The organism is Bradyrhizobium sp. USDA 4506 (genome assembly GCF_054058795.1).
Map to the genome: position 1 here is coordinate 6763099 of NZ_JBSSBM010000002.1, position 12557 is coordinate 6775655.

A 12557-nucleotide genomic window follows, 5' to 3' on the forward strand; every position below is an offset into this window, starting at 1 on the left:
CGAACCATGGACAGTCTCATCGAATCCTCTTCACTGACCGACGTCGAGCCGGACACCATTGCCGTCAGGAACGTCAATCTCTCGCTCGGCACCGGCGCGGCACGGGTCCATATCCTCAAAGATATCAGCCTTCGTGTGGCAGCGGGTGAGGCCATCGGCCTGATCGGCCCGTCGGGCTCGGGCAAGTCGACCTTGCTGATGGTGATGGCGGGGCTCGAACGTCCTGACAGTGGAGAAGTGGTCGTCAACGGCACCTCGTTCAATGCCCTCGATGAAGATGCGCTGGCGCGCTTCCGCGGCCGCCAGGTCGGCATCGTCTTCCAGTCGTTCCATCTGATCCCGACCATGACGGCGCTGGAGAACGTCGCGGTGCCGCTCGAGCTCGCCGGCAATCCCGATGCCGCCGCGCGCGCCGCGCAGGAGCTGCAATCGGTCGGGCTCGGCGAGCGGCTGCATCACTATCCGACGCAACTCTCCGGCGGCGAGCAGCAGCGCGTCGCGATCGCGCGCGCGCTCGCACCCGATCCCGCGATCCTCGTTGCCGACGAGCCGACCGGGAATCTCGACGAGACGACGGGCAAGCAGATCGTCGATCTGCTGTTCACCAAGCACGCCGAGCGCGGCATGACCCTGGTGCTGGTGACGCATGATCTCGCGCTCGCGCAGCGCTGCGACCGCGTCGTGCGGCTGCGCTCCGGCCGCATCGACGGACAATCCACGACATGAGCATCGCGTCCGAAGTCGCGGTGCAGGGCCGCGCGTCGTCGCTTGCCTTCCGTTATGCGCTGCGCGAATTGCGCGGCGGCCTGCGCGGCTTCTACGTGTTCATCGCCTGCATCGCGCTCGGCGTGATGGCGATTGCCGGCGTCGGCTCGGTCGCCGCGAGCCTTGGCGACGGCCTGTCCCGCGAAGGACGCACGCTGCTCGGCGGCGACGTCGCGTTCTCGCTGATCTCGCGCGAGGCCAAGCCCAACGAGGTCGCCTATCTGCGCACACGCGGCGAGGTTTCGATCGCGGCCACGCTGCGCGCGATGGCGCGCAGCAATGACGGCAAGCTGGCGCTGGTCGAGCTCAAGGCCGTCGACGGCAAATATCCGATGCTCGGCGAGCTAACGCTCGAGCCGAACATGCCGGTCGCCGATCTGCTTGCCGAACGCGACGGCGTCTACGGCGCGGCCGCCGATTCGACGTTGCTGGCGCGGCTCGACCTGAAGCTCGGTGACCGCGTCACCATCGGCAGTGCGACCTACCAGATCCGCAGCGTGGTGGTGGCCGAGCCCGACAAGCTTGCCGGCGGCGTCGGCCTCGGCCCGCGCTTCCTGGTCAGCGAAGCCAGCCTGCACGCCACCGACCTGCTGCAACCGGGCAGCCTGGTGCGCTGGATCTACCGCGTGAAGCTGCCTGACGGCGCCAACGACGATCGCGCCACCACCGCGCTGATCGACGGTGCACGCAGCGCGGCGCCGGAGGCCGGCTGGGAGGTCCGCAGCCGCAGCAATGCCTCGCCGCAGCTCGAGCGCACCATCAACCGCTTCACCCAGTTCCTGACCCTGGTCGGTCTCGCGGCGCTGCTGGTCGGCGGTGTCGGCGTCGCCAACGCGGTGAAGAGCCATATCGACCGGCGCCGCGACGTCATCGCTTCGTTCAAGGCGCTCGGCGCCACCGGCCGCGACGTCTTCACGATCTACTGCACGCAGGTGGTGGTGCTGGCCGGGATCGGCTCGGTGATCGGGATCGTGCTCGGCGCCGCGCTGCCCTTCGTCATCGTCGGCCTGTTCGGCAAGCTGCTGCCGCTGCCGGTAGTGCCCGCGCTGCATCCCGACGAACTCGCGCTGTCCTTCCTCTACGGCCAGCTCACCGCGCTGGCGTTCGGGCTGTGGCCGCTCGGCCGCGTCCATGACGTGCCGGTCGCCGCGCTGTTCCGCGAGACCGTCGCCAGCGAGTGGCATCGCCCGCGCTGGAGCTATCTGGCGCTGATGGCCGTGGTGATCGCACTCCTGATCGGCGTCGCGATCGGGCTTGCCTATGACAAGCGGGTCGCCGCCGTGTTCGTCGCCTCGTCGATCGCAGTGTTCCTGCTGCTGCGCGGAATTGCCGAGCTCCTGATGGCGGTGGCGCGGCGGCTGCCGCGCAGCCGCATGACCATGCTGCGGCTGGCGATCGCCAACATCCACCGGCCGGGCGCGCTGACGCCGTCAGTGGTGCTGTCGCTGGGGCTCGGGCTGGCGGTGCTCGTCACCATCACCCAGATCGACGGCAATCTGCGCCGGCAATTCCTGGCCGCCCTGCCGGAGCGGGCGCCGTCATTCTTCTTCATCGACATCCCCTCCACCGAGGCCGACCGCTTCAATGCCTTCCTGGCCAAGGTCGCCGCCGGCTCGACCGTCGAGGACGTGCCGATGCTACGCGGGCGCATTGTGGCCGCGCGCGGCGTCAAGGCCGACCAGCTCAAGCCGTCGGTCGATTCGGAATGGGTGCTGCAGAGCGACCGGGGCCTGACCTATACCGGCGAAATTCCCAAGGGCTCGAAGATCGTTGAAGGCGAATGGTGGGGGCCGGACTACAGCGGGCCACCGCTGGTCTCGATGGAGAAGAAGATCGCCGACGGCCTGTCGTTGAAGATCGGCGACGAGATCGTCGTCAACGTGCTCGGACGCGACGTGCCGGCGAAAATCGCCAACCTGCGCAACATCGACTGGCAGGGCCTCGGCATCAATTTCGTGCTGGTGTTCTCGCCGAATGCCTTCAGGGGTGCGCCGCACAGCCATGTCGCGACCCTGACGGAACCACACGCCGATTCCGCCGACGACGCGCGCATCATCAAGCAGGTCGCCGACGCGTTCCCGATGGTCACCAGCGTGCGGGTCCGCGAGGCGCTGGAGACGGTCGGCAGCGTGGTCAGCAATCTGGTGCTGGCGATCCGCGGCGCCAGCGCCGTGACGCTGATCTCCGCGATCCTGGTGCTCGGCGGCGCGCTCGCCGCCGGACACCGCCACCGCGTCTATGACGCCGTGATTCTCAAGACGCTCGGCGCCACGCGGGTGCGACTGCTCGGCGCCTACGCGCTGGAGTATCTGATGATCGGTTTTGCAACCGCGGTGTTCGGGGTGATCGCCGGCTCGATCGCGGCCTGGCTGATCGTGACTAGGCTGATGACGCTGAGCTTTATCTGGCAGGCCGGCAGCGCCGCGCTGGTCGTGGTCGCCGCGCTGGTCGTCACGGTCGGGCTGGGGCTCGCCGGGACGCTGCTCGCGCTAAACCAGAAGCCGGCCTCAGTGTTGCGGAATTTGTGACAAAATGTAGCGGCGCGAGCGCCGTTTTTGCCTATGATGCTAGGGCAGAGCGACATTCGGCCGCGCGTGGAAGCTTGCGTCGGATGTGTTAATTTCCCACATACCAATCGGGTCGGATAGTCGGTTTGAATGACACGGAATTAATGTTCCGCAAACCGAGCCATCTGAGATAGATTTACGACCGGCGCCGCAAATCCCTTGCGCTCCACCGGGACCAACCACGGGAATTCGACCATGTCGGACCTAGACCGCAACTACGCTTCTCCTTTCGGCCGGGCCGCCGGGCGCATTGACGCTGCGGCCGTCGACGCCGGTCTGCGCGCCTACATGCTGCGCATCTACAACTACATGAGCATCGGCCTGGCCATCACCGGCCTCGCCGCGCTCGGCGTCTACATGGGTGCGGTGACGACCGACCAGTCGGCCGCCGTCGCCAAGTTCGGCAACGCCTATCTGACGCAGTTCGGCTACGCGATGTTCGTGAGCCCGCTGAAGTGGCTGTTCATCCTCGCCCCTCTGGCGATGGTGTTCGTCATCTCGGCCGGCATCAACCGCCTGCAGCCCGCGACCGCCCAACTCCTGTTCTGGGTGTTCTCGGCGCTGATGGGTCTGTCGCTGTCGTCGATCTTCCTGGTGTACACGCACACCTCGATCGTGCGCGTGTTCTTCATCACCGCGGCAACGTTCGGTGCGCTGAGCCTCTACGGCTACACCACCAAGCGTGACATGAGCGGCATGGGCTCGTTCCTGTTCATGGGTCTGATCGGCATCATCATCGCGAGCCTGGTCAACCTGTTCCTGGCGAGCTCGGCGCTGCAGTTCATCGTGTCGGTGGTCGGCGTGCTGGTGTTCGCGGGCCTCACCGCCTGGGACACCCAGCGGCTGAAGAACGACTACATCTACGGCTACGCCTCGCAGGGTGGCGTGATGGCAGAGCGTGCGGCAATCACTGGTGCGCTGTCGCTCTACCTGAACTTCATCAACCTGTTCACGCTGCTCCTGCAGCTGCTCGGCCAGCGCGACTAAGCGCCTCGAGCGAGCCGATCAAATCCAAGCCCCGGCCATTCCGCCGGGGCTTTTCTTTTGGGCGAGGCGAGATGTGATGTAGCCCGGATGAAGCGCAAGCGAAATCCGGGACAGGCTCATCCGCGGCTTCAACGGCCCCGGATTGAGCGGAGCCTGCCATCGAGCGCGTTCGCGCGCCCCGTTGGCTCCTCCGGGCTACGAAGCTCGGGCACAACTGTGTCGGCGGATCAGCGGATTTGTAGCCCGGATGAGCGAAGCGACATCCGGGACGGTCTTACCACGCGGGTACAGCTTCCCCGGATTTCGCGGAGCCTGTCATCGGGCGCGCGTTCGCGCGACCCGTTGGCTCCATCCGGGCTACAAGCAGACTGACCTGACGCGCTTAGACCAGCGACAGCTTGCGATCGATCACGAACAGCACGCGTTCCAGTTCATGGCCGCGGCGCAGGATCAGACCGGTCGCGGAAATCACGCTGTACATGCCCTGCTTGCGCGCAAGCCGGGGGTCCTTCTCGATCCGGTAGATCGGCACTTCCGACGCGCGCCGGAACACCGAGAACACGGCACGGTCCTTCAGGAAGTCGATCGCATAATCGCGCCACTCGCCGTCGGCGACCATGCGGCCGTAGAGATTGAGAATGCGGTTGAGTTCAAGTCGATTGAAAGTCACGCGATTGGGCTGAGGGGTCGCGGCGGCGGTGCGCGCCGCGGCGCGACTCCCGCTCGGATCAGTGTCCTCCGAGATCAAACTCATCGAGCGCCTCCTGTCACCTCGGTGACGATCGGGTTCCGAAGGCCCCTCTCCGGGATCGTCACGAGAGTGACATGATCGCGCTAAGCGAGGGGGCCCGCAAGGGGCCAATCGCAATGCAACCGGGCCTTAACCACCGCCGCACGCGGCGGATTGTCCGGAAAACCGCAGAGTCACGGGAACGTTAGCGGAATCATATTGCTGCCCCACTTCCGCCCATCGCCCGCCCCGCTGCCCTGCGAAAAGGAAATCCTGCGTTGGCCCGGTCCTTTCGGTTCCGGATTCCTCAGCCCCCAGCCCCCCGGGGCCGTCGGGATCGGGCCTGTTCGCAGGGGAGTCAAATCCCAACACTGGGCCAACGAAAGTTGGTCCTTTTTGTTTTGGGGCCTGCGCAAGCGAGACGCGCGCGCCTAGCCCCGGCGCCTTCCTTTCGGCAGATCACCGAATGCAGGTTCGTCGCCATGCGCGGCTGCACGACAACATGCGTGCGGTCCAACGGCGCGCCACGGGCGGAAGCCGGCGCATCGCGCCTTACCGCAGCAAGGCTCTAGTGAAGCGAGGTGAAGGCAGCGCCGAGCATCGGGCCCGGCTTGTCGCGGTTACCGTCCTGGACGTACACCGCCGCAGCATCGACACCGTCACGCGTGATGTTCTCCAGCGGCACGGTCCAGCTCCCGGACGAACCGTTCCAGTCACCGACCTTGAGGAGATTGCGCACCACGTTGTGGTAGGTGATCTCGCGGCCGCGGTTCTCGCCGCGCGCGATCGAGATCGGCACCGACTTCGAGATCGAGCAGATCCAGACCTCGCCGCGCGACACGGCCGGCGACTTCGATGCGGCGACCGACACGTTGATCTGCTTGCCGCTCAGCGTCATCGTCACGGGCACCGACATCACGCTGCCGCTCCTTTCGGTGCTCTTGATGGCGTCCTCGATACTGGCGCGATCGCTGCCGATCACATGCGCGGAGCCATTGATCACGGCCTGCGGCGTGTAGACGTCGCGGTCGCCGCGCACATGCGAATAGGCCTTCTGGCGCGCGCTGAAACGGGAATCGGCCAGCGTATCCTTCCAGCCGAGATAGTCCCAATAGTCGATCGGCATGCTCAGCGCGATTACGTTGGGGTCCTTCGCGAGGTCACCGATGATCTTGTCCGCGGGCGGACAGGACGAGCATCCCTGCGAGGTGAAGAGTTCGACGACAGCACGCGGATCGGCGTGGGCGGGGCGGATGATCGCGACGATTGCGCAGATACCAAGGGCGCTCGACCATCGCGAGATACAGTTATAGGCCATCATCGCTGTCATACTGCGAACCAGTCGTGATGATTTCCATCCGTAATTGTACGGAGCATGAAGTCTGTCCCTGAACTTGCGTGCCCCAAAACGCGAGAAAGCGGCCTTTTCATAGGCCGCCTTCTTTTTAGCCGCTACTCACTAAGCAGTGAGGCACCGATCACAAATCCGCGTTGGAGCATGGCCCGGAAAAGTGTGAAGCGGTTTTCCCCGCGACAAACGCGGGGCGTTTGCGCGGAGATCATGCTCAAACGAAGGGGCCTTAGGCCGCCAGTTTGCGCAGCACATAATGCAGGATGCCGCCGTTGCGATAGTAGTCGAGCTCGTCCAGCGTATCGATGCGGCAGAGCAGCGGGACATCCTTTTTGCCGCCGTCAGCGGAGACGATCTCGGCCGTTAGCGTCTGGCGCGGCTTCAGGTCGCCCTGCAGCCCGCGGATCGTGACCTTCTCGTCGCCCTTGAGGCCGAGCGAGGACCACGAGGTGCCGTCCTGGAAGGTGAGCGGAAGCACGCCCATGCCGACCAGGTTGGAGCGATGGATGCGCTCGAAGCTCTGGCAGATCACCGCGCGCACGCCGAGCAGGCGCGTGCCCTTCGCGGCCCAGTCGCGCGACGAGCCGTTGCCGTATTCGGCGCCGGCGAACACCACCAGCGGCACGCTCTCCTGCTGGTACTTCATCGCGGCGTCGTAGATCGACATCTGCTCGCCGTCGGGCCAGTGCCTGGTCAAACCGCCTTCCGGAATATTGCCGTCCGCGCCCTTCAGCATGAAGTTCTTGATGCGGATGTTGGCGAAGGTGCCGCGCATCATCACTTCATGGTTGCCGCGCCGCGTGCCGTACTGGTTGAAGTCGGCGGGGCGCACCTGGTGCTCGCTGAGGAACTTGCCGGCGGGCGAGGTCAGCTTGATCGAACCGGCCGGCGAGATGTGGTCGGTGGTGATCTTGTCGCCGAACATCGCGAGGATCCGCGCGTCGACCACGTCCGTGACCGGATCGGGCTGCTTCTTCATGCCTTCGAAATAGGGCGGGTTCTGCACATAGGTCGAGCTCATGTTCCAGCGATAGGTCTCGCTTTCCGTGGTCTTGATCTTGCGCCAGTTGGTATCGCCCTTGAACACGTCGGCGTACTTCTTCTTGAAGATCGTCGCGGTGACGTACTTCTTCATGAAGGCGTTGATCTCCTTGGCGGTCGGCCAGATGTCCTTGAGGAACACCGGCTTGCCGTCCTTGCCGATGCCGAGCGGCTCAACCGCGAGATCCTTGGTCACGGTGCCGGCGAGCGCATGCGCGACGACGAGCGGCGGCGAGGCGAGGTAGTTCGCCTGCACGTCGGGCGAGACGCGGCCTTCGAAGTTGCGGTTGCCCGACAGCACGGCGGCGGCGACGATGCCGTTTTCATTGATCGACTTCGAGATGTCTTCCGGCAGCGGGCCGGAATTGCCGATGCAGGTCGTGCAGCCGAAGCCGACCAGGTTGAAGCCGACCTTGTCGAGATCGGCCTGCAGGCCGGAATTGGCGAGATACTCCGCCACCACCTGGCTGCCCGGCGCGAGCGAGGTCTTCACCCACGGCTTGGCCTTGAGGCCCTTGGCGGCCGCCTTGCGCGCCAGCAGGCCGGCACCGATCAGCACGCTCGGATTCGAGGTGTTGGTGCAGGAGGTGATCGCCGCGATCACGACGTCGCCATGGCCGAGATCGAAGTCACGGCCCTCGACCGCATAACGCTTCTGCTCGCCCTCGGGCTTCTTGTATTCGCCGACCAGCGCGGTCGCGAAACCGGTCGACACCGCCGGCAGCGCGATGCGGCCTTCGGGGCGCTTCGGTCCGGCCATCGACGGCACGACGTCGCCGAGGTCGAGCGTCAGCGTGGTGGTGAACACCGGGTCAGTCGACTTGGCGGTACGGAACAGGCCCTGCGCCTTGGCGTAGGACTGCACCAGCTTGACGCGATCGGCCTTGCGGCCCGAGGTCTTCAGGTAATCGATGGTCGCGGCGTCGACCGGGAAGAAGCCGCAGGTCGCGCCATATTCGGGCGCCATGTTGCCGATGGTCGCCTTGTCCGCGACCGAGAGATAGTCGAGGCCCGGGCCGAAGAACTCGACGAACTTGCCGACCACGCCGAGCTTGCGCAGCATCTGGGTGACGGTCAGCACGAGGTCGGTGGCGGTCACGCCTTCCTTGAGCTGGCCCTTGAGCTTGAAGCCGACCACTTCGGGCAGCAGCATCGACAGCGGCTGGCCGAGCATGCAGGCCTCCGCCTCGATGCCGCCGACGCCCCAGCCGAGCACGGCGAGGCCGTTGACCATCGTGGTGTGCGAGTCGGTGCCGACCAGCGAGTCAGGATAGGCGACCTCGAAGGTGCCGGTCTTCCGGCCGACCGTCATCTTCTCCTTCTTGGTCCACACCGTCTGCGCGAGATATTCGAGATTGACCTGGTGGCAGATGCCGGTGCCGGGCGGCACCACCGAGAAGTTCGAGAACGCCTTCTGGCCCCACTTCAGGAACTCGTATCGCTCCTGGTTCTGCTTGTATTCCTCGGTGACGTTCTTCGCGAACGCCTTGTTGTCACCGAAGAAGTTGACGATCACCGAGTGGTCGATGACGAGATCGACCGGCACCAGCGGGTTGATCTTCTCGGCATCGCCGCCGAGGTTCTGCATCGCGTTGCGCATCGCCGCGAGGTCGACCACGGCCGGCACGCCGGTGAAATCCTGCATCAGGACGCGCGCCGGGCGGAACGCGATTTCGTGCTCGAGCTGGCGCTTCTTCAGCCACTTCGACACGGCAACGATGTCTTCCTTCTTGACGGTGCGGCCGTCCTCGTTGCGCAGCAGGTTCTCCAGCAGAACCTTCATCGAATACGGCAGCTTCGAAATCCCCTTCAGTCCGTTCTTCTCTGCCTGGGGCAGGCTGTAATAGACGTAGGACTTGCCGCCGACCTTCAGGGTCTTGCGGCATTTGAAGCTGTCGAGCGAGGTCATGCGAGGAATCCCAATTCTCAGTTATACCCGGCAAGGGTAACTAAACACCGGCGATCGACACTGGCCAAGGGATGGCCTGGGGTGGGTTGCGGCCGCCGATTGTGTGTGCTGCATCAAGTTCCGGGCTTATAGAACCTTTCTAGAAGCGCCGCCACACCGACAAGCGTGCGACAGCGTTGCGCGACCCAAAAATTCTCACGCGGTAGCGAAAGATTTCAGAGGGCTGTGACAAGACGAACCATGCGGCTCTCGGGACGAAATCTGAAATGCGTGCGCGGCGGACGCGAGGTGTTTTCCGGCCTCGATCTGTCGGCCACGTCAGGCGAGACACTCGCCATCACCGGCCCCAATGGCGCCGGCAAGACCTCGCTGCTGCGCGTCCTCGCCGGGCTATTGGTTCCCGCCGAGGGTGTGGTCGCGCTCGAAGGCGGCGACGCCGAGCTCAGCCTGCCTGAGCAGGCCCACTATCTCGGCCACCGCGACGCCCTGAAGCCGGCGCTGAGCGTTGCGGAAAATCTGTCCTTCTGGCGGGAATTTCTCGGCGGCGAGACCAAGGATGCCGGGCAGTGCCTTGCCGCCGTGGCGCTCGACCACGCCGCGCACCTGCCGGCGGCCTATCTTTCCGCCGGCCAGCGCCGCCGCCTGTCGATCGCGCGCCTGCTCTCGGTGCGGCGGCCGGTGTGGCTGCTGGACGAGCCGACATCGGCGCTCGATGCGGCCGGACAGGCGCTGTTCGTCGGGCTGATGCGTGACCATCTCGCACAGGGCGGCCTGATCGTCGCGGCGACGCACCTGCCGCTCGGCATCGACGCGCGCGATCTGCGGATGGGAGGCGCGGCATGAGCGCGCTTGGCGCCTTGATCCGGCGCGACATCCGCATCGCGCTGCGCGTCGGCGGCGGTGCGCTGATCGGCGTGCTGTTCTTCCTCACCGTCACGGTGCTGATGCCGTTCGCGGTCGGACCGGATCTCGCGCTGCTGTCGCGGCTCGGCCCCGCCATCCTCTGGCTCGGCGCGTTGCTGGCGAGCCTGCTCACGCTCGACCGGCTGTTCACGGCCGACCACGAGGACGGCTCGCTCGACCTCATCGTGATGAGCCGGACGCCGCTGGAACTCGCCTGCGCCGCCAAGGCGCTGGCGCATTGGCTCGCCGCCGGCCTGCCGCTGATCATCGCAACCCCCGTGCTCGGCCTGCTGCTCAATCTCGACGGGACGGCGACGCTCGCGGTCGCCGCGACGCTGCTGGCGGGAACACCGGCGCTGACCTTCACCGGCATGATCGGCGCGGCCCTGGCGGTGACGCTGCATCGCGGCGGGCTATTGCTGGCGGTGCTGGTGCTGCCGCTGTCGATCCCGGTGCTGATCTTCGGGGTTGCGGCCTCGCAGGCGGCGATATCGGGCCCCCTGCCCTTTGGAACACCATTCTCGATCCTCTGCGCGCTGTCACTTGCCAGCCTCGTGATCGGCCCCTTTGCCGCCGCCGCGAGCCTGCGGCACGGGCTGGACTGAAATGAGCCCGATCAAATCTCGCCGGGAGGAAATCGGCCGATTGCCTGCGACACATCGGACGACTATCAGGGTGCCATGACGCTGACCGACCTCGCCAACCCGACCAAGTTTCTGGCGCTGACCGCGCGCATTCTGCCGTGGCTCGCGGGCGTGACCGCGATCCTGCTCGCGATCGGGCTCTACCAGTCGGCGATGGCGCCCGACGACTACCAGCAGGGCGCCACGGTGAAGATCATGTTCATCCACGTGCCGAATGCGTGGCTGTCGATGTTCGTCTGGGGCGTCATGAGCGTGGCCGCGCTCGGCACCCTGGTGTGGCGGCATCCGCTCGCCGACGTCGCCGCGAAAGCTGCCGCTCCGATCGGCGCCGCCTTCACCTTTCTGGCGCTCGTCACCGGGTCGCTGTGGGGCCGGCCGATGTGGGGCACCTATTGGGAGTGGGATGCGCGCCTGACCTCGGTCTTGATCCTGTTCCTGATGTATCTCGGCCTGATGGCGCTGTGGCGCGCGGTGGAGGACCCGTCGCGCGCGGCAAGGGCGGCGGCGGTGCTGACCTTGGTAGGCGCGATCAACATCCCGATCATCAAGTTCTCGGTCGACTGGTGGAACACGCTGCATCAGCCGGCCTCGGTGTTTCGCGCCGGCGGGTCGACGCTCGACAAGGCGTTCCTGTGGCCGCTGCTGGTGATGGCGATCGCGTTTTCGCTGCTGTTCATCACCTTGCATCTGGCGGCGATGCGCAACGAGATCCTGCGCCGGCGCGTGCGCAGCCTGCAGATGATGCAGGCGAGCCGCGTCTCGTTCACGAGCGAGGCGGGCGGCGGTTCGCAAGCAACCGCGTCAAACGAAATTGGAGCGGCGTGACACGATGGCGCTTGGTCCCTACGCCTCCTTCATCGTAACGTCCTACGCGCTGGTCGCGGCGGTCGTGCTGCTGCTGATCGTCTGGATCATCGCCGACTATCGCCGGCAACAGTCGCGTCTTCGGGAGATCGAGGCCAGCGGCGTGACGCGTCGCTCCGGCCGCAGCGCGGCGGATATAAGATGAGCGATCAAGCAACCAACAGCCCGCCGCAAGCCCGCCGCCTGCTGGTGGTGCTGCCGCTGCTGATCTTCCTCGGCCTCGCCGGGCTGTTCCTGCTGCGGCTCTATGGCGGCGATCCCTCGAAAATCCCGTCGGCGCTGATCGGCCGGCCGGCGCCGCAGACCGCGCTGCCCGCGCTCGACGGCCTGGTGCGGGACGGCGCGCCTGTCCCCGGTCTCGATCCCGCCGCCTTCAAGGGCAAGGTCTCGGTCGTCAATGTCTGGGCGTCGTGGTGCGTGCCCTGCCACGACGAGGCGCCGCTGCTGACCGAGCTCGGCAAGGACAAGCGCTTCCAGATCATCGGCATCAACTACAAGGACTCGCCCGAGAATGCCCGGCGCTTCCTCGGCCGCTACGGCAATCCATTCGGCATCGTCGGCGTCGACGGCAACGGCCGCGCCTCGATCGAATGGGGCGTTTATGGCGTGCCCGAGACCTTCCTAGTCGGGCGCGAGGGTACCATCGTCTACAAGCTGGTCGGCCCGGTGACGCCGGACAACGTCAACCGCGTGCTCAAGGCCGAGATCGAGAAGGCGCTCGCGGCGGGCAGCTAGCGACAGCGGCTTATTGGCCCTCCCTCTCCCCGTCCTTTACGGGGAGAGGTCGAAATTCGCG

At 65.8% G+C, this 12557-nt stretch carries 11 protein-coding genes; 8 read left to right on the top strand and 3 right to left on the bottom strand.

Features of this window, described 5'->3' with window-relative positions:
* Positions 1 to 6: 6 nt before the first annotated feature.
* The 3 genes from ACVIHF_RS33945 (at position 7) to ACVIHF_RS33955 (ending at position 4319) form a co-directional block, all read left to right on the top strand.
* A complete protein-coding gene (locus tag ACVIHF_RS33945) occupies positions 7 to 726 on the top strand; it encodes an ABC transporter ATP-binding protein (protein ID WP_028336302.1) in 720 nt (239 codons plus the stop codon).
* The gene (locus ACVIHF_RS33950; RefSeq protein WP_456793235.1) at positions 723 to 3293 is read left to right on the top strand and encodes an ABC transporter permease; all 2571 of its coding nucleotides are present in this window, start codon (positions 723 to 725) and stop codon (positions 3291 to 3293) included. The genes ACVIHF_RS33945 and ACVIHF_RS33950 overlap by 4 nt, the downstream gene beginning before the upstream one ends.
* Positions 3294 to 3527: 234 nt before the next feature.
* Positions 3528 to 4319: a Bax inhibitor-1/YccA family protein gene (locus ACVIHF_RS33955; RefSeq protein ID WP_021078796.1), complete on the top strand. Its 792-nt coding sequence runs from the start codon at positions 3528 to 3530 to the stop codon at positions 4317 to 4319.
* Positions 4320 to 4701: 382 nt separating this feature from the next.
* Here the strand turns inward: ACVIHF_RS33955 and ACVIHF_RS33960 are convergent, their stop codons facing one another.
* The 3 genes from ACVIHF_RS33960 to acnA form a co-directional block, all read right to left on the bottom strand.
* Positions 4702 to 5073: a DUF2794 domain-containing protein gene (locus ACVIHF_RS33960; RefSeq protein ID WP_028340822.1), complete on the bottom strand. Its 372-nt coding sequence runs from the start codon at positions 5071 to 5073 to the stop codon at positions 4702 to 4704.
* Positions 5074 to 5617: 544 nt separating this feature from the next.
* Positions 5618 to 6379, bottom strand: coding sequence for a DUF1223 domain-containing protein (locus ACVIHF_RS33965; RefSeq protein WP_456793236.1), 762 nt, complete (start codon positions 6377 to 6379; stop codon positions 5618 to 5620).
* Between the two features lie 250 nt (positions 6380 to 6629).
* Positions 6630 to 9350, bottom strand: a complete 2721-nt coding sequence (gene acnA / locus ACVIHF_RS33970) for an aconitate hydratase AcnA (protein ID WP_253605466.1) — start codon at positions 9348 to 9350, stop codon at positions 6630 to 6632.
* Positions 9351 to 9590: 240 nt separating this feature from the next.
* On the opposite strand from acnA, the gene ccmA reads away from it, so the two are divergent.
* The 5 genes from ccmA to ACVIHF_RS33995 all read left to right on the top strand — a co-directional run bounded on the left by ccmA (position 9591) and on the right by ACVIHF_RS33995 (position 12496).
* Complete coding sequence (gene ccmA, locus ACVIHF_RS33975; protein WP_456793237.1) at positions 9591 to 10193, top strand: heme ABC exporter ATP-binding protein CcmA; 603 nt, start codon at positions 9591 to 9593, stop codon at positions 10191 to 10193.
* Complete coding sequence (gene ccmB, locus ACVIHF_RS33980; RefSeq protein WP_168857728.1) at positions 10190 to 10858, top strand: heme exporter protein CcmB; 669 nt, start codon at positions 10190 to 10192, stop codon at positions 10856 to 10858. Before ccmA ends, ccmB begins: the two co-directional genes overlap by 4 nt.
* A gap of 75 nt (positions 10859 to 10933) precedes the next feature.
* Positions 10934 to 11722 (top strand): heme ABC transporter permease, encoded by a 789-nt coding sequence (locus ACVIHF_RS33985; RefSeq protein ID WP_456793238.1) that lies wholly within the window; start codon positions 10934 to 10936, stop codon positions 11720 to 11722.
* Positions 11723 to 11726: 4 nt separating this feature from the next.
* A complete protein-coding gene (gene ccmD / locus ACVIHF_RS33990) occupies positions 11727 to 11906 on the top strand; it encodes a heme exporter protein CcmD (protein WP_304498119.1) in 180 nt (59 codons plus the stop codon).
* Positions 11903 to 12496, top strand: a complete 594-nt coding sequence (locus ACVIHF_RS33995) for a DsbE family thiol:disulfide interchange protein (protein ID WP_057020936.1) — start codon at positions 11903 to 11905, stop codon at positions 12494 to 12496. The genes ccmD and ACVIHF_RS33995 overlap by 4 nt, the downstream gene beginning before the upstream one ends.
* The last annotated feature ends 61 nt before the right edge of the window (positions 12497 to 12557 follow it).